Genomic DNA, 16,090 nt, shown 5'->3' with positions numbered 1-16,090 from the left:
ATCCGCTATTAGTACGAGGTAGTACCTCCGACTACCGAGGTGGATACCGTGTCGACATCGCTCAAGATCGATCCCGAAATGAAAAGCCGGATCCAGGCGCTGGCGCAGCAACGCGACCGCTCGGCGCACTGGATCATGCGCGAGGCGATCCGCGAATATGTCGATCGCGAAGAGGCGCGCGAAGGTTTCCGGCAAGAGGCGTTGGATGCCTGGACGGCGTATCAGGAAACCGGACGCCATCTCACGGCTGCGGAAACGGTCGGCTGGCTCGAAAGCTGGGGTTCGGAGTCTGAGCGCGAGGCGCCCGAGTGCCACGACTGATCGTCGCGGAAGGCGCGGTGCGCGGGATCGCGCGCTGCCGCACCTTTCTTGCCGAAAAGAGCCCGCAAGCGGCGCAGCGTGCCGGTGCCGAGATTGCGCGGCAGCTTCGCTTGCTCGAAAGCAATCCGGCGATCGGTCGGCCCTACGGGGACGACACCGACCTGCGCGAGTTGGTCATCGGCTTCGGCGCGGCGGGTTATGTCGCGCTGTATCGGTATGACCCGGCGGACGACGCCGTCTATGTCGTTGCATTCCGCCATCAACGAGAGGCAGGCTATTGAAAGCATTTCCGGTCGGTCGGGCTGAGATCCGGTGATCGCCACCCCATTATGGCTCCCCGCCGCGTTGATCGGCGGGGCGTTGCAGGCGTGGCGGACGGCGGTGCAGCGGCGCGTTTCGCGGACGCTGTCGGTCAATGCCGCAGGACTGGTGCGCTATCTGTACGGCCTGCCGGTCGCGGTGCTCCTCGTCGTCGGGTATCAATACCTCGTGGCGCCGGCGCCGTTTCCCGTGCTCGGCGCGTGGTTTCTCCCCTTCTGCCTCGGCGGTGGAATAGGCCAGATCATCGCTACCAACCTCCTGCTGATGGCGTTCGGCGAGCGTAATTTCGTCGTCGGGACGGCCTATTCGAAAACCGAGGCGGTGCAGAGCGCGTTGCTGTCAGTGCTGCTGCTCGGCGATCATCTCAGCGCATCGACCTGGACGGGCATCGGTTTCGGCGTGGTCGGCGTCATGGTCCTGTCGACGGGGGGCAAGCGGATGTCGCCGCTCGCCTTCCTGCACGCGCTCGGGCAGCCGGCGGCGCGCTATGGGATCGCCTCGGGCTTCGCTTTCGCGCTGACGACGATCGGCATCCGCGCCGCGACGCAGGAAGTGCGCACGCCCGATCATATCCGCGCCGCGCTGATCGTGCTCGCGGCGACGGTCGCGGTGCAGACCGTACTGCAGGGCGCCTATGTCTATCTGCGCGAGCGCGATCAGGTCGCGCGCGTTTTCGCGCAGTGGCGCGTCGCGGGGCAGGTCGGGCTGATGTCGTCGGTCGCTTCGGCGTGCTGGTTCACCGGGTTCGCATCGGCGCCGGTCGCGCTGGTGCGGATCGTCGGGCAGATCGAGGTCGCCTTCACAATGGCGTTTGCGCATTTCTATCTTGGCGAGAAGACCAGCCGGAGCGAGGTCGCCGGGCTGGTGCTGGTCGCGATCGGCGTCGTGCTGGCCTTGATCGGCAGCCTGTAAACCGCAGTTGCGGTGCGCGGGTTCGACGGATCGAGCGAGTGGGTGGCGTACGATATCGACTCGCATATTTCAGGACAAGCTAGGTACGGATTCGTAACGAGATCTGCTTGGGGCGGGCGCGGGACGATGCTAACCCCCGCGCGGGGGGGATCTGACGTGGCAGCATCGTTGGCACCGGCGGGATATGAAGCATCGCTCGATCGCGCAGGGCTCGCGCTTGGGGCGGGGGGCGTGGTCGGGGGGCTGTTCGCCGCAGTGCTGGTTTCGATCTGCAGCGGGTTCGATCCCTTTCCGATGCTGATCGGTTTCCTCGTCGGCGCGGTGATTACCGCGATGGCGGTCGTCGCGATCGGGGGACCGATCTGGATCGTCTGCCATGCGCTCGGCCGACGCGGACCGTGGATGGCGGTGAGCGTCGGCGCGCTCGCCGGTTTCGCGCTGTTTCTCGGCGGGCAGACGTACGGCTTCGGGATCTTCGCGATGCCGCCGGAGGACTCGCAGACCTTGCTGTATCGCTGGATGAGCGCGATCGCGACCAGCCTGATCCTGGCGGCGGTCGCGGCACTGATCGGCTGGACGATGTGGCGCGTCGCGTATCGGCGGATAGGCTAGATCCGCGATGCAAAGGCCCCGGCCACGGCCGGGGCCGGGGGTGCTTACGGCTTGGCGGCCGGGGCGATCGGCGCGGGCCCTGCCGCCGGCGCGTCGGGCGGGGTGATGTCGCCGGGCTTGCAGTCGCCGGCGCGGGTCGAGATGATGTGCATCTGCATCGTGCCTTCCTTGGCGCCGGTGGCGGCATAGCCCTCGGTCTGCATCGTCATGTCCTGCTTGGTCGCGCTGTTGGTGCCGTCGATCGTCATCTTGACGGTGCCGCCGGTCGGCTGCTTGCAGGTCGCAGCGACATGGATCGTGCCGCCCGACACGTCCTTCTTGTCGAAGGTGCAGTTCTGGCCGCGCGACGCCATCTGCTCCATCGCCTTGCCGAAATCTTCCTTCGCGGCGGCAGCGGGGGTCAGGCAGACCGCGGTACCCGCCATCGAATCGAACATCTTCTGCATCTGCGTCTTGGTCTCGGGCGTCGCGCCGCGGCCCTCGAGCTTGAGGATCTCGATCTTCTGCGACCAGCTGCCGGCCTGACGCTTGATCGGGCCCGAGGGCGAGCAGGCGGCGAGCGCGAGGGTGGGCAAAGCGAGCAGTGTGGCCAGCGTGCGGAATGACATAGAAGAATCTCCCCGGGAGTGCGCGCACCGGCGGTCGGCGTGCGTTGTCTGTTGCGGTGTTCCTTCCCATATTGCTCAGCTATGGCAATCCAGATTCGCACCAGTCTCGACGAGCCCGAAACCGGGCAGAGCTTCGTCCCCCATCGTCCGGCGCGTCCGCCCAAGGCCGAAGGGGGTAAGCGCTTCACGCTAGCGTCGGAATATACCGCCGCGGGCGACCAGCCGACCGCGATCGCTGAACTTGTCGCGCAGACGCAGGCGGGCGAGCGCGACCAAGTGCTGCTCGGCGTGACCGGCTCGGGCAAGACCTTCACCATGGCCAAGGTGATCGAGGCGGTGCAGCGCCCCGCGCTGATCCTCGCGCCGAACAAGATCCTGGCGGCGCAGCTGTATGGGGAAATGAAGTCGTTCTTCCCCGACAATGCCGTCGAATATTTCGTGTCGTACTACGATTACTATCAGCCCGAGGCGTATGTTGCGCGCTCGGACACGTATATCGAGAAGGAAAGCTCGACCAACGAGGCGATCGACCGGATGCGGCATTCCGCCACCCGGTCTCTGCTCGAGCGTGACGACGTCATCATCGTGGCCTCGGTGTCGTGCCTCTACGGCATCGGCTCGGTCGAGACCTATTCGGCGATGATCTTCGATCTCAAGAAGGGGCAGACGGTCGACCAGCGCGAGATCGTGCGCAAGCTCGTCGCGTTGCAGTACAAGCGCAACGACGCCGCCTTCCAGCGCGGCAATTTCCGCGTACGCGGCGACAATCTCGAGCTGTTCCCGTCGCATTATGACGACACTGCGTGGCGGATCTCGTTCTTCGGCGACGAGATCGAGGAGATCGTCGAGTTCGATCCGCTGACGGGGAAGAAGATCGCGAGCCTCAACTCGGTCCGCGTCTATGCCAACTCGCACTATGTAACGCCGGGGCCGACGCTCAAACAGGCGATGGAGGCGATCAAGTTCGAATTGTCCGAGCGGCTTAAGGAACTGGTGCCCGAGGGCAAATTGCTCGAGGCGCAGCGGTTGGAGCAGCGGACGAACTTCGATCTCGAGATGATCGCTGCGACGGGATCGTGCGCTGGCATCGAGAACTATTCGCGCTTCCTCACCGGTCGGATGCCGGGCGAGCCGCCGCCCACCTTGTTCGAATATCTGCCCGAGAATTCGCTGCTGTTCGTCGACGAGAGCCACGTGACGGTCGGCCAGATCAACGGCATGTCGCGCGGCGATCACCGCCGCAAGCTGACGCTCGCGGAGTATGGCTTCCGCCTACCGTCGGCGATCGACAATCGCCCGCTGCGCTTCAACGAATGGGACGCGATGCGGCCGCAGACGACCTATGTCTCGGCGACGCCGGGCGCGTGGGAGATGGAGCAGACCGGCGGCGTGTTCGCCGAACAGGTGATCCGCCCGACCGGGCTGATCGATCCGCCGATCGAGATCAAGCCGGTCGAGGAGCAGGTGCAGGATTTGATCGTCGAGGCGCGCAAGACCGCCGAGCTCGGCTATCGCACGTTGGTCACGACGCTGACCAAGCGCATGGCCGAGGATCTCACCGAGTTCATGCACGAGGCGGGCTTGCGCGTCCGCTACATGCACAGCGACGTCGAGACGTTGGAGCGCATCGAGCTGATCCGCGACCTGCGGCTCGGCGTGTACGACGTGCTGATCGGCATCAACCTGCTGCGCGAGGGGCTCGATATTCCCGAATGCGGGCTGGTCGCGATCCTCGATGCCGACAAGGAGGGGTTCCTGCGTTCGGAGACGTCGCTGATCCAGACGATCGGCCGCGCGGCGCGCAACGTCGACGGGCGCGTGATCCTCTATGCCGATCGCATCACCGGCTCGATGGAGCGGGCGATGAACGAGACCGGGCGGCGGCGCGAGAAGCAGCTTGCCTACAATGCCGAGCATGGCATCACCCCGACGACGATCCGCCGCAACATCGGCGACATCATCCAGGACGTGTCGCAGCGCGACCAGGTGACGATCGAAATCGACGAGGACCGGCCGCACATGGTCGGTCACAATCTGCGCGCGTATATCGAGGATCTGGAAAAGCAGATGCGGACGGCGGCGGCCGATCTCGAGTTCGAGACGGCTGGACGCTTGCGCGACGAAATCCGGCAATTGGAGCAGGAAGAGCTCGGGCTGCCGGTTGATCAGCAGAAGGCGCCGGTTATGGGGCGTTCGAACGAAGGCAAGCCGGGCACGCGCAAGACGCGCTATGGCAAAAGCCAGAAGATGCGGGCCGGGATGGCGGGGAGTTCGCGGCGGGCGCGGTGATTTTGCGACGAAGCGGCATTTGTAGTAAAGTCGATTCAAGGCTCGGCTGAACTCCTTCACGAGCTTGTTGTGTAAACAGCAAGCATAGGATGTGAGTCGTGATCCGATCTTTCGCCGACCCTGATGCCGAGCGAGTGTGGAACCGAGAGCGTAGTCGAAAGCTACCGCCCGACATCCAGCAACGCGCGATGCGTAAGCTTACGGTTTTGGATGCGGCTCAGTCACTCGACGAGCTTGGAAATCAGCGTGGGAACCGGCTCCATGCGCTGAAGGATGATCGGGCGGGCCAGCACAGCATTTCAATTAACGACCAATGGCGTATATGTTTCGTCTGGAAGGACGGAGACGCATATGACGTCGAAATTGCAGACGATCACTAATCCGGATTGGCTCGAGAATGAGCATGCTGGCCAGATGTTGCTCAGTGAATTTCTCGAACCCGAAAATCTAAGCGTCGAGCTGCTTGCTGACGGTATCGGAGTCGCGACCGAGCGAATCACCGAGGTGATCGAAGGCGTTCGTCCGGTCGATGCCGATCTTGATCTGCGCCTTGGCCGCTATTTCGGTATGTCTGAGGGCTTTTTTCTGCGCCTTCAGGACCGGTACGAAATCGTCGAAGCCAAGCGCGCCCTGAACGGCGCACTCGACCGGATCGTCCCGCGCGCCGCTTAACCGAGCGACAAATCCTCACCCGCCACATCGTAATATTTCGAAACCCGGTCGGCATAGGCCTGGTCGAACTCTGGCGCATTCGCCGCCCAGCTCGGGCCACCCTCGAGCACGCGGCGGTCGATCGTCACGACATAGGTGTCGTTGACCGGATCGAAGGCGAGCAGCGAGAAGGGGATCGGATAGTACGCCTTGCCCATGCCGAGAAAGCCGCCGATCGACAGCACGGCATAGACCGCGCGTCCAGTGCGCTTGTTGACCATCAGCGAGAACAGCGTGCCGATCTTGTCGCCGTCGCGGCTGCGGATCGGCATCGTGTCGGCTTTGTTCGACTGGAGCAGCAATTGGGTCGGTTCGGTCTGGGCCATGAATCACATCCTTCGTGTCGCGATCGTAACGGCGCGTGTGCCGCCTCGGTTCCCTGGGACTTGAACGATTGCACCCCGGGGGCGGGTTCCCGTGCGGCTGCGCGCATCGTCGGTGCGAGCGGACGCGGATTCGGGGTGGGAGCCGGTGCGGGCGGTTGAGCACGGCGGTCGCTTGCCGCATAGACCAGCCATGTCGCTGATTCCCACTCGCTTCGCCCCTGCACGCTTCGCCGTGGTCGCCACGCTCGTCGTGCTGGCCGGGTGCGTCGGCGCTCCCACGCCGCCGCGCGCCGTCGCGCCCCGCGTCGCGCCGCTACGACCGGTCCCGCCGCCGCCCGCGCCCGTCGCGCAAGCCGCCGACTGGCGCGATTGGCCGGTGACGCCCGGCGACTGGAGCTACCGGATCGATGCGCGCGGATCGATCGCGCTGTTCGGGACGCCGGGTGTCGATGCGGTGCTGACGCTGCGCTGCGACCGCCAGACCAACATGGTGTATCTCTCGCGTCAGGGGCAGGCGAGCGGCCCGTTCACGTTGCGCACGTCGAGCCTGGCGCGCAGCGTCACCGTCCAGCCGACCGGTGCCGCGCCCGCCTATGTCGCGACCGCGCTGACCCCGCGCGATCCGATCCTCGATGCGATGGCGTTCAGCCGCGGGCGGTTCCTGGTCGAGCAGGCGGGGATGCCGACGCTGGTCGTTCCGGCGTGGGCCGAAGTCGGTCGCGTTACCGAGGATTGCCGCCGCTGAGGGAGCGTCACGCGGCGCTGGCAAATGCGCTTCGGGCAGGCGGAAGAGAATCGTCCAAACATGCCGATATTACAAGACTTGTTTCACCTAAAAATATGATTCAAACACGAGTCGTGACCAGGCCTGGTCACGCTGTTTTAACTAGCGAAAGGAGGTGATCCGATGTCTCATGGTTCAGCAATGGGGTCGGTTCAGTTCGTTCGGAGGACGCACCGCTAGGCCTTTAAGGCTAGTCCTGCGACATTGGGGCGGGGGGTATTCTTCCCCAATCAACGCCACCAAGCGTCGAGGCTTTGCGGTACGCATGGTCCTCTAAGCTGGAGCTTCCGGCCGCTGACCATGTCAGGAGGTTGCCGATGTCCTCGATAAGGGCATCGGCAGCCTCTTTTCATGTCTGGGATCGGCGCGCGCAGGCGTCGAGATTGTGCGGTTTGACGGTGACGATCTGCTTGTCGCCGATGCGCTGATGACCCATGATCGCGGGACGCGCGCGGGTCTGGCTGCGTCGCTCGACCGGAGACCAAGATGCGCTTACCGCTGTCGCTGCTGCTTTCGACCGTTCTCGCTGGAACCGCGCATGCGCATACGCTTCCGGACGTTGCCGAAAAATCGATTGATCAGGTCCAGGCGATGATGGCGGCGGGCACGAGCAGTGCGGCGATCACCCAGGCCTATCTCGCGCGGATCGCCGCGATGGACCGTGCCGGGCCGACCCTACGCGCGGTGATTGCGACCAATCCCGATGCGATCGTGCAGGCGCGCGCCGCCGACGCACGGCGCAAGGCGGGAAAGCCGCTCGGGCCGCTCGACGGCGTGCCGGTGCTGATCAAGGACAATATCGAGACCAAGGATCCGATCGCGACCACCGCGGGGAGCCTTGCGCTCAAGGACAATGTCACGCTGCGCGACGCGCCGCTGGTGGCGAGCCTGCGCAAGCAGGGCGCGGTGATCCTCGGCAAGACCAACCTGTCCGAATGGGCCAATATCCGCTCGACGCATTCGATGAGCGGGTGGAGCGCGGTCGGCGGGCTGGTGCGCAACCCGTACGCGCTCGATCGGACGTCGTGCGGATCGTCGAGCGGATCGGGTGCGGCGGTGGCGGCGAGCTTCGCTGCGGTGGCGGTCGGGACCGAGACCGACGGTTCGGTGGTGTGCCCGTCGGCGATGAACGGGCTGGTCGGATTGAAGCCGACGCTCGGCATGATCAGCCGCACGCATGTCGTGCCGATCAGCCATAGCCAGGATACGCCGGGCCCGATGGCGCGCAGCGTGCGCGACGCAGCGTTGCTGTTCAACGGCCTGATCGCGGTCGATCCGGCCGATCCGGCGACCAAGGGTACGGCCAAATATGCGCATGATTTTGCGGCGCCGCTGGCAAGCGCCTCGCTCGCCGGGGTACGTGTCGCGGTGCTGCATCCCGAGATGTCCGAGCTGCTCAAGGTGAAATATGCTGCAGCGCTCGCGGTGCTGAAGGCGCAGGGCGCGGTGTTGGTCGATGTCGTGCCGCCCAAGCTCGACGGGCTCGGCGAGGCCGAATCGCTGGTGCTGCACGCCGAGCTCAAGGCCGATCTCAACACCTATCTGGCGACGACACCGCAGGCGGTAAAGACGCGCACGCTGGCCGATGTCATCGCGTTCGATCGCGCCGAGGCCGCGCGCGAGATGCCATTTTTCCAGCAGGAGACCTTCGAGGTGGCCAACCAGACGCGGGGACTGGCCGATCCCGAATATCTCGGCGCGCGCGCGAAATCGCTGCGGCTGGCGGGCAAGGAGGGGATCGACGCGATGCTCGCCAGCGCCAACGCAACACTGATCGTCGCACCGACCTACGGCATGCCGTGGCTGTCCGACACGGTGTCGGGGGATGGCGGCGAGGGGCCGAGTGCTGCCGGGCTGCCGGCGGTCGCGGGCTATCCGCATCTGACGGTGCCGATGGGGTTGGTGCGTGGCGTGCCGGTCGGGCTGTCGTTCATCGCGACCGCGTGGGCCGACCAGAGCGTGCTGAATGCGGGCTATGTCTATGAGCAGGCGGCGCATGCGCGCGTCGCGCCCGGCTATGCGGCAATCAATGATGCCGGGCCTGGGTTGGAGGGCGCTCGTTGAACTTACTCCCCTCCCTTCCAGGGAGGGGAGGCACCCTTCAAAAAGGGGAGGCGCCCGTTCGAGGCGCCCCTTTCGCCTCAGCGTTCGAGCAGTTCGTCGCGGACGTGGATCGCCGAGAGCGAAATCCGCACCTCGATCAGGAAGCCGAACAGCGAGGCAATCAGCAAAGCCATCGCGACGATGAAGATCACCGCGACAACGGTGCCGATATGCAGCGCGAACAGGCTGGCGACGAACAGCAAGGCGACGACGATGCACGTCATCGCCGCGCTCGACACGGCGAGCACAAGCGAGCGGTTGATCACCGTCATGCGACGGTCGAGCAGCCGCAATTCCCAGACGTGCCGATCGTGCTCGGGTCCGCTCGACAGCGGGTGCCATTCCTCGACCACGCGCGCGCGATCGACGACGCGTGCCAGCCGCCCGGCGAGCACGTTGAGCAACTGGCCGATCGCCGCGAGCATGAAGATCGGCGAGAGCGACAGCTGGATCGTCTGGGCGATCGTCGAGACGGCGGGGTAGGGATTCATGATGGCCCTTTGTGCGATGTGGTCGGCGCGGGCGCAAGGCGTTGGCCACAGATTGGTAACCCCGCGGCGTTAGACTCGGCGCGATGACCAAGCCGATGCTGCTCTCGGAGTTTACCCGCCTGCCGTCGCCGACGCGTGCGAGCGTGGGCGCCGGGCTGTCGGGCGCGATCGACCTCGTCGCCGAGGCGGCGGCGCCGAGCCATGCATTTCTGCGCTACGCCTGGTATGCGGCAGCGCTCGCCGCTTATGGTGGCGCGGCGCGCACGATCCTCGTCGAGGAGGATGACGTGCCGGTGATCGCGTTGCCGTTCGTGCGAGTCGGCCCGTCGTTCGCGCGATTGGCGAGCGTGCCGGGCAGTTACTGGCCGTTCCGCAGCTTTCCGATCCACTGCCAGGTCGATGTACCCGCGGTCGATGCGCTGCTCGACACGCTGGCGCGCAGCATCAATGCACTGCGCATCGGACCGGTGATCGACGGCGATCCGGCGCTCGACGCGCTGGTGCCGCGCGCGCGGGCAAAGGGGTGGGCTGTGCTCGATCGCTTTGTCGCGAACAGTTTCGTGCTCGATCTGCAGCAGCCCGACTGGCCGCGCGGATCGACGCTGCGCAAAAACCGCTTCCACGAAAAACACCTCGCCGAGCATGGCCCGCTCGACTGGGGGTTTCTGGGTGCTGGCAATTGGGATGCGGGGTTCGACTGGCTCGCTGCGGTCGAGCAGAAGAGCTGGATCGCCGCGAAGACCGACGGGCGCGACGCCAAGTTCACCGCGACGGGACACGGCGCGTTCTGGCGCGAGGCGGCGCGGGATCCGGTGCTGGCGCGGATGCTGTCGGCGGCGGTGCTGAGCGTCGACGGGGCACCCGCGGCCTTCTCGTTCGATCTCGACGCGGGGACGACGCGCTATGCGATCGCCAACAGCTACGACCCGGCGTTTGCCAAGCATTCGCCGGGCAAGCTGCTCGCCTATCGCAATCTCATGCGGGCGCGGGACGCGGGCATGCGCAGTGTCGACTGGGGCGCGGGCGACAGCGGCTACAAGACGACGCTCGGCGCGGAGCGGGGGCCGGCGATCCGCGACTGGCTGTTCGTGCGGCCGGGGGCGCCGGCGTTTGTCGGGGCGATGTTCAGGGGGCCATGGGCGGCGAGTGGGAATTCCGCAGGGATAGGGTTGCGGTCGGTGCGCAGGCTGGAGCCAAGCGCGTCTCGCGGCGTTTAGGGCTGCATGGATGAGATCGAACGCGTTCGTATTGAAATGGAAGTCGCGGCGGAAGCGCTCGATTTCGAAGAGGCGCGGCGGCTGCGCGACCGGCTCGCGCTGTTGCGCGGTGGCGCCAGCGCCGACGACGCTGCCGAGGCTGAAACGGTAGGTCTGACCCGCCAGCAACCCGGCGCGATGGGGCTGGGGACGAGCCAACAGCGGATGACCCCGCCGCCGGGCTGGAAGAAGCCGGTCAAGCCCGATCCTATGACCAAGGGGCGTTCGCGCAAGCGGTGATTGGCGCGCCTTCGTCACCCCGGCCTTGTGCCGGGGCCCACCGTGACGCGCGTACTGCGTTTGCGGCGCGCGCTTCCCGGTGGGCCCCGGCACAAGGCCGGGGTGACGGTCGTGGGGGGGATCACACTGGCGGCAGGTGATCGAGCAGCTTGTCGACCGTGATCGGATAGTCGCGCACGCGAATGCCCGTCGCGTTGAACACCGCATTCCCGATCGCCGCGCCACAGCCCGAGATGCCGAGCTCGCCAATGCCCTTGGCGTGGATCGGGTTGGCGAACTGATCGCGCTCCTCGAGAAACTCAACCTCGATCTGCGGCACATCGGCATTCACCGGCACGTGATATTCGCCGAGATCGTGGTTCACGAGCTTGCCGTTGCGCGGATCGTGGACGAGGTCCTCGGTCAGCGCCGCACCGATGCCGAAGGTCATCCCGCCGAGGCACTGCGCGCGCGCGGTCTTGGCATTGAGGATGCGGCCGGCCGAGAAGACACCGAGCATCCGCCGGACGCGGACTTCGCCGGTGGTCGCGTTGACGCCGACCTCGACGAAATGCGCGCCATAGCTCGACTGTTTGCGCTCCTTCTCCATCTTGCCGGGCGCGATCGAGCCGATCGCCTCGATCCCGTCGCCGACGAGCGAGCCGAGCGACACCTGGCGGTTGTCGGCGATCGCCTGACCATCCTTGAGCGTCAGCGCTTCGGGGTCGCAGCCCATCGCCTTGGCAAGCTTCTCGCGCAGCATCTCGCAGGCGAGATAGACCGCAGAGCCGCTCGAACCTGCGCCCCACGAGCCACCCGAACCCGCCGCATCCGGCAGATCGGTATCGCCGAGCACGACGCTAACCTGATCGAGCGGGAGCCCGAGCAGTTCGCCGGCGATCTGGCCGAGGATCGTGTAGCTGCCGGTGCCGATGTCGGTCATCGCCGAGCTGACGGTCGCGCGACCGTTGGCGTCGATCGCGACCTTGGCCGAGGATTCCATCAGCATGTTGGTGCGCACCGCAGCCGCCACGCCCATGCCGATCATCCATTCGCCGTCGCGCACCTGACCGGGCGTCGCGTTGCGCTTCGACCAGCCGAACTTTTCGGCGCCTTCCTCGAGGCAGCGAACGAGCTGGCGCGTCGAGAAGGGGATCTTCTCCTCGGGGTCTTCGCTCGGCTCGTTCTGCTTCCAGAAGTCGATCGGGTCGACGCCGAGCTTGTGGCAGAGTTCGTCGAGCGCGGCCTCGGTCGCCATCATGCCGACCGCTTCGCCGGGAGCGCGCATCGAACCCGACAGCAGCCAGTCGAGTTCGACCAGATCATGGTTGATCAGCCGGTTCTCGCCCGAATAGGCGAAATGCGTGCCGATGCCGGTCGGCTCGAAAAAGCCTTCGCCGGGGAGGTTGCTCGTCAGCGTCTCGTGACCGACGCCGGTGAGCTTGCCCGCGCCATCGACCGAGAAGCGCACGCGCTGCTCGGTGTTCGAACGGCGGACGGTGGTCTCGAACACCTGCGGACGCGTCATCACGGCCTTTACCGGCCGGCCGAGCTGCTTGGCGGCAACCGCGGCGGCGACCGATTCGGGCGCGATGCCGAGCTTCGAGCCAAACCCGCCGCCGATATAGTGCGCGATGATCCGGACCTTCTTGTCGCTGACCCCGAGCGACTTGGCGAGCTGTGTCTTGTCCGAGGTCGGCATCTGGTACGAGCCGTACAGCGTCAGCGCGCCGTCCTCGTCCCACACCGCGATCGAGGCGTGCGGCTCCATCGCCGAGCTGTTCTGGCTCGGCGTGGTGTAGGTGACGTCGACCGAGGTGGCGGCGTCCGCCATCGCCTTTTCGACATCGCCCTGCTTGAAATGTGCGGGGATATTGTTGGGCGGCGGCTTGGTGGTTTCGTCCTTGTGGGCCTCGAAATCGAAGCGGCCCTCGGCTTCCTCATATTCGACCTTGATGCGGATCCCGGCGTCGCGCGCGGCCTCGTAGCTTTCGGCGAGCACGATCGCGACGATCTCGCCGAAATAATGGACGTCCTGCACGCCCTGCGTCGGCGCGCTGGTTTCGCCGCCTTGCTGCGAGTTCTGCAGGAAGGTCTTGAAGTCAGTGACGACGTCGATCACGCCGGGGATCGCGCGGACGCTGTCGGCATCGAGATTGGTGACCTTGCCGCGCCCGAACTTGGTGCCGACGAGATAGCCGTACGCAAGGTTAGGGATCTGGTATTCAGCGGAATAGGTCGCCTGGCCGGTGACCTTGAGCGGGCCTTCCTTGCGGTCGAGCGGGCGGCCAATGATGCCCTGCGTACCCGCGTCGAGCAGGCTGGCGGGGACGGGCTTGTCCATCTTGAGGCTGTTGGTGTTGCTCATGCGGTCAACTCACGCAGGCACGCGATCAGCGTGCGTTTCATCAGCGGGATCTTGAAATCGTTCGACCCGTAGCCCTGTGCATCGGCGAGCAAAATGTCTGCCGCCGCGGCGAAGATTTCGTCGGATGGTGCCTTGCCGATCAGCGATTCCTCGACGCGGCTGTCGCGCCACGGCATCGGACCGAGGCCACCGAAGGCGAGTTGCGCGGTGGCGATCGTGCCATTCTCGACCGACACTAGGCCGGCAACCGAGACGAGCGCGAACGCATAGGACGCGCGGTCGCGAACCTTGCGGTACAGCTGCTTGCCGGCGACCGGCGCGGGCAGCTCGACATGCGTGATCAGTTCGCCGGGTTCGAGCACGGTCTCGATTTCGGGCGTGTCGCCAGGGAGGCGATAGAAATCGTGGATGCTGATCCGGCGGCGATCCCCGCCTGGGGTGAGCGTGATGATCGTCGCGTCGAGCGCGCGCATCGCGACGGGCATGTCGCCGGGGTGCGTTGCAATGCACGACTCGCTGGTGCCGAGGATCGCGAGGATGCGGTTGTACCCGCCGATCGCCGAGCAGCCGCTACCGGGTGCGCGCTTGTTGCACGCCATGGCGGGGTCGTAGAAATAATAGCAGCGCGTCCGCTGGAGCAGATTGCCGCCGGTCGTCGCCTTGTTGCGGAGCTGGCCGGAGGCGCCGGCGAGCAAAGCGCGGCTGAGCACCTCATACTTCTCGCGAACGCGGGTATCCGCGGCGAGATCGCTGTTGGGCACGAGCGCGCCGATCAGCAGACCGCCGGCTTCGGTGTCCTCGATCCTAGCGAGATCGAGCCGGCTGATGTCGACTAGCTTGTCGGGCGTCTCGACGTGCAGCTTCATCAGGTCGAGCAGGTTGGTGCCGCCCGCAATGAAGCGCGTGCCCTCGCCGACGAAGCCGACGGCCTCCTCAACGCTCGCGGGCTTTTCGTAGGTGAAGGTCTTCATGCCTTGGCCTCCGCCACGTCGCGGATCGCGTCGACGATGTTGGGATAGGCAGCGCAGCGGCAGAGGTTGCCGCTCATTCGCTCGGAGATTTCGCCGTCGTTGAACTCGACGTCGCCGAGCGTCTCGCTGACATGGCTCGGCCAGCCCTTCTGGACCTCGTCGAGCATGCCGACCGCCGAGCAGATCTGGCCCGGCGTGCAATAACCGCACTGGTAGCCGTCATGCTTGACGAACGCAGCTTGCAGCGGGTGGAGATCCTCGGGTGTGCCGAGGCCCTCGATCGTGGTGATCTCGTCATCCTGATGCATCACCGCGAGCGACAGGCAGCTGTTGATGCGACGGCCATTGACGAGCACGGTGCAGGCGCCACACTGACCGTGATCGCAGCCCTTTTTCGAGCCGGTCAGGCCAAGATGCTCGCGCAGCAAATCGAGCAGCGAGGTTCGAATGTCGGGTTCGGCGGTATACGCCGTTCCATTGATGGTGAAGTGCATGTCAGACCCCTGCGGTTCGGCGAGGTAAACGCGCGCTTCGGAATTCGGGTCCGCACGAGCGGAGATATTGCGCGCCGATCGTCGCGGGCCGGCATCGGCCGGTCGCGCGTGATCAGAGGCGGCGCGGCCAGTGCATGCGGATCCGCCAGACGACGCCGGTCTTGCGTACGGCGCTGCCGCAGCGCGCCTGCGCGAATAGCCGCGCATAGCTGAGATCGTGGACCGGCTTGGAAGGGGTCAGGCGCTCATGCTCGCGCGCCGCGTCGAGCGCGATCTGGCAGGCGTGCTCGCTCGGGAAGCTCGCGTCGAGCAAAGCGGCCGCCGAATGCGGCGTCCATGCCTTTGCGTGCGCAGGCGTCGGGGCGGGGGTGGCCAACACCAACGCGAGCGATAGCGCCGTGATCATTTGCTGAGCCGTACCGCCGATGCCGCGGCGATCTCGATCGTCGGTTGCGCGCACGATCGCAGCGCGGTGAGCCCACCGACCGCGTCGAGCCGGGTGCGCGCTTCGCGGGCGAGCGCGGCCTTGTCGATCGGCCAGCCGATCTTGGCGTCCTTGGCGCTTCCGGGGAAGACGACATAGGCGATCCGTCCATCGGGCAGTCCCTCGCCGTTGCGCGGGTTGGGCGCCTGAACGCCGAGGGCATGCCAGAACGCGACCGACGCCTCGCCAAGCCGTTCGACTGGGCCTTCATCGGCGATGACGAACGGCGTAGTGCGGCCGGTGTCGAGGTTGGTCGCAAAGCCGATGTCGCCCATCTCGCCCATGCCGTCGGTGCGATAGATGGGCGCTGGCAAGACGATGTACGGGATCGCGGCGGCATCGACATAGCTTGCGGTGCTAGCGGGACCGGCGAATTCGGTATTCCGCAGCGATGTCATCGAGACGAAGAAGCCCTTGTACGGCCCATCCTGCTGGATCGCCGGTTTGGTCGGGTCTGCGGGGTCGGCGACAAGCACGGTCTGCCACCACGATCCGTCGGGATAGCCCGCCGCTGCAAGGCAATCGATGCCGCGGCCCGTCTCGGGGCACGTGTTGGGCACGTCGGCGGGGTGATAGGCGTTGGGCGCTCCGTCGGCGTCGACGAGCTTGTGGTCGGTCGCGAAATAATAGGCCGCGTGATCGGGGCTGAACGCGATCGGTACGCCCATATAATCGAAACCGCCCGCGGGGCAGGCGGCGTGCGCGATCGCGCTAGAGCCCGAAAAGAGGCAGCAGCTTAACGCGGTCGCCAGCAGGCGCCGGAATTTGGACACGATGGGATTTCCCCTCTGGGGCTGGGAATATGCGTGTCAAACGAGGC

At 65.8% G+C, this 16,090-nt stretch carries 19 protein-coding genes; 11 read left to right on the top strand and 8 right to left on the bottom strand.

All coding sequences use genetic code 11. The features are described 5' to 3' along the window. Positions 1 to 48 precede the first annotated feature (48 nt). From ACVWYO_RS03160 to ACVWYO_RS03145, 4 genes are all read left to right on the top strand, one after another. Positions 49 to 321, top strand: a complete 273-nt coding sequence (locus ACVWYO_RS03160; protein WP_457348743.1) for a CopG family ribbon-helix-helix protein — start codon at positions 49 to 51, stop codon at positions 319 to 321. Further along, positions 309 to 602, top strand: coding sequence for a type II toxin-antitoxin system RelE/ParE family toxin (locus ACVWYO_RS03155; RefSeq protein WP_457348742.1), 294 nt, complete (start codon positions 309 to 311; stop codon positions 600 to 602). The genes ACVWYO_RS03160 and ACVWYO_RS03155 overlap by 13 nt, the downstream gene beginning before the upstream one ends. Positions 603 to 633: 31 nt before the next feature. Then, entirely contained in the window at positions 634 to 1,554 is a 921-nt protein-coding gene (locus ACVWYO_RS03150) for an EamA family transporter (protein ID WP_457348741.1), read from the top strand. 156 nt (positions 1,555 to 1,710) lie between these two features. Further along, complete coding sequence (locus ACVWYO_RS03145) at positions 1,711 to 2,166, top strand: hypothetical protein (protein ID WP_457348740.1); 456 nt, start codon at positions 1,711 to 1,713, stop codon at positions 2,164 to 2,166. 44 nt (positions 2,167 to 2,210) lie between these two features. Here ACVWYO_RS03145 and ACVWYO_RS03140 read toward each other — a convergent pair whose 3' ends face one another. Beyond that, positions 2,211 to 2,774 (bottom strand): DUF3617 domain-containing protein, encoded by a 564-nt coding sequence (locus ACVWYO_RS03140; RefSeq protein ID WP_457348739.1) that lies wholly within the window; start codon positions 2,772 to 2,774, stop codon positions 2,211 to 2,213. Positions 2,775 to 2,855: 81 nt separating this feature from the next. On the opposite strand from ACVWYO_RS03140, the gene uvrB reads away from it, so the two are divergent. The 3 genes from uvrB (at position 2,856) to ACVWYO_RS03125 (ending at position 5,735) form a co-directional block, all read left to right on the top strand. Then, positions 2,856 to 5,063 carry an excinuclease ABC subunit UvrB gene (gene uvrB / locus ACVWYO_RS03135; RefSeq protein WP_457348738.1) on the top strand — a complete coding sequence of 736 codons (2,208 nt, stop codon included), beginning with the start codon at positions 2,856 to 2,858 and terminating at the stop codon, positions 5,061 to 5,063. A 98-nt stretch (positions 5,064 to 5,161) separates the two neighbouring features. After that, positions 5,162 to 5,443, top strand: a complete 282-nt coding sequence (locus ACVWYO_RS03130) for a type II toxin-antitoxin system RelE/ParE family toxin (RefSeq protein WP_457348737.1) — start codon at positions 5,162 to 5,164, stop codon at positions 5,441 to 5,443. After that, positions 5,337 to 5,735 (top strand): HigA family addiction module antitoxin, encoded by a 399-nt coding sequence (locus tag ACVWYO_RS03125; RefSeq protein WP_457348736.1) that lies wholly within the window; start codon positions 5,337 to 5,339, stop codon positions 5,733 to 5,735. The genes ACVWYO_RS03130 and ACVWYO_RS03125 overlap by 107 nt, the downstream gene beginning before the upstream one ends. Here ACVWYO_RS03125 and ACVWYO_RS03120 read toward each other — a convergent pair. Then, the gene (locus tag ACVWYO_RS03120) at positions 5,732 to 6,100 is read right to left on the bottom strand and encodes a PRC-barrel domain-containing protein (RefSeq protein WP_133186673.1); all 369 of its coding nucleotides are present in this window, start codon (positions 6,098 to 6,100) and stop codon (positions 5,732 to 5,734) included. The two genes, ACVWYO_RS03125 and ACVWYO_RS03120, sit on opposite strands and share 4 nt — an antisense overlap. A gap of 190 nt (positions 6,101 to 6,290) precedes the next feature. Between ACVWYO_RS03120 and ACVWYO_RS03115 the strand changes: the two genes are divergently transcribed. Together ACVWYO_RS03115 and ACVWYO_RS03110 are read left to right on the top strand one after the other, a co-directional pair. Then, a complete protein-coding gene (locus tag ACVWYO_RS03115) occupies positions 6,291 to 6,845 on the top strand; it encodes a hypothetical protein (RefSeq protein WP_457348735.1) in 555 nt (184 codons plus the stop codon). 525 nt (positions 6,846 to 7,370) lie between these two features. Next, a complete protein-coding gene (locus ACVWYO_RS03110) occupies positions 7,371 to 8,948 on the top strand; it encodes an amidase (RefSeq protein ID WP_457348734.1) in 1,578 nt (525 codons plus the stop codon). Positions 8,949 to 9,025: 77 nt separating this feature from the next. Here the strand turns inward: ACVWYO_RS03110 and ACVWYO_RS03105 are convergent, their stop codons facing one another. Further along, on the bottom strand, positions 9,026 to 9,478 hold the full coding sequence (locus ACVWYO_RS03105; RefSeq protein ID WP_457348733.1) for a DUF2721 domain-containing protein: 453 nt from the start codon (positions 9,476 to 9,478) through the stop codon (positions 9,026 to 9,028). Positions 9,479 to 9,561: 83 nt separating this feature from the next. Here ACVWYO_RS03105 and ACVWYO_RS03100 point away from each other — a divergent pair, with 83 nt between their 5' ends. Both ACVWYO_RS03100 and ACVWYO_RS03095 read left to right on the top strand, forming a co-directional pair. Next, positions 9,562 to 10,695, top strand: coding sequence for a GNAT family N-acetyltransferase (locus ACVWYO_RS03100; protein ID WP_457348732.1), 1,134 nt, complete (start codon positions 9,562 to 9,564; stop codon positions 10,693 to 10,695). 6 nt (positions 10,696 to 10,701) lie between these two features. Further along, entirely contained in the window at positions 10,702 to 10,974 is a 273-nt protein-coding gene (locus ACVWYO_RS03095; RefSeq protein WP_457348731.1) for a UvrB/UvrC motif-containing protein, read from the top strand. 121 nt (positions 10,975 to 11,095) lie between these two features. Here the strand turns inward: ACVWYO_RS03095 and ACVWYO_RS03090 are convergent, their stop codons facing one another. From ACVWYO_RS03090 to ACVWYO_RS03070, 5 genes are all read right to left on the bottom strand, one after another. Next, positions 11,096 to 13,321 (bottom strand): molybdopterin cofactor-binding domain-containing protein, encoded by a 2,226-nt coding sequence (locus ACVWYO_RS03090; protein WP_457348730.1) that lies wholly within the window; start codon positions 13,319 to 13,321, stop codon positions 11,096 to 11,098. Then, a complete protein-coding gene (locus ACVWYO_RS03085; RefSeq protein ID WP_457348729.1) occupies positions 13,318 to 14,292 on the bottom strand; it encodes an FAD binding domain-containing protein in 975 nt (324 codons plus the stop codon). Before ACVWYO_RS03085 ends, ACVWYO_RS03090 begins: the two co-directional genes overlap by 4 nt. Next, the gene (locus ACVWYO_RS03080) at positions 14,289 to 14,786 is read right to left on the bottom strand and encodes a 2Fe-2S iron-sulfur cluster-binding protein (protein WP_457348728.1); all 498 of its coding nucleotides are present in this window, start codon (positions 14,784 to 14,786) and stop codon (positions 14,289 to 14,291) included. The genes ACVWYO_RS03085 and ACVWYO_RS03080 overlap by 4 nt, the downstream gene beginning before the upstream one ends. 112 nt (positions 14,787 to 14,898) lie before the next feature. Next, positions 14,899 to 15,192, bottom strand: a complete 294-nt coding sequence (locus ACVWYO_RS03075) for a hypothetical protein (RefSeq protein WP_457348727.1) — start codon at positions 15,190 to 15,192, stop codon at positions 14,899 to 14,901. After that, entirely contained in the window at positions 15,189 to 16,043 is an 855-nt protein-coding gene (locus ACVWYO_RS03070) for a hypothetical protein (RefSeq protein ID WP_457348726.1), read from the bottom strand. Before ACVWYO_RS03070 ends, ACVWYO_RS03075 begins: the two co-directional genes overlap by 4 nt. Between the last annotated feature and the right edge of the window lie 47 nt (positions 16,044 to 16,090).

This window comes from Sphingomonas sp. UYP23 (assembly GCF_054059235.1).
This window is presented reverse-complemented; position numbering and strand designations above follow the sequence as displayed.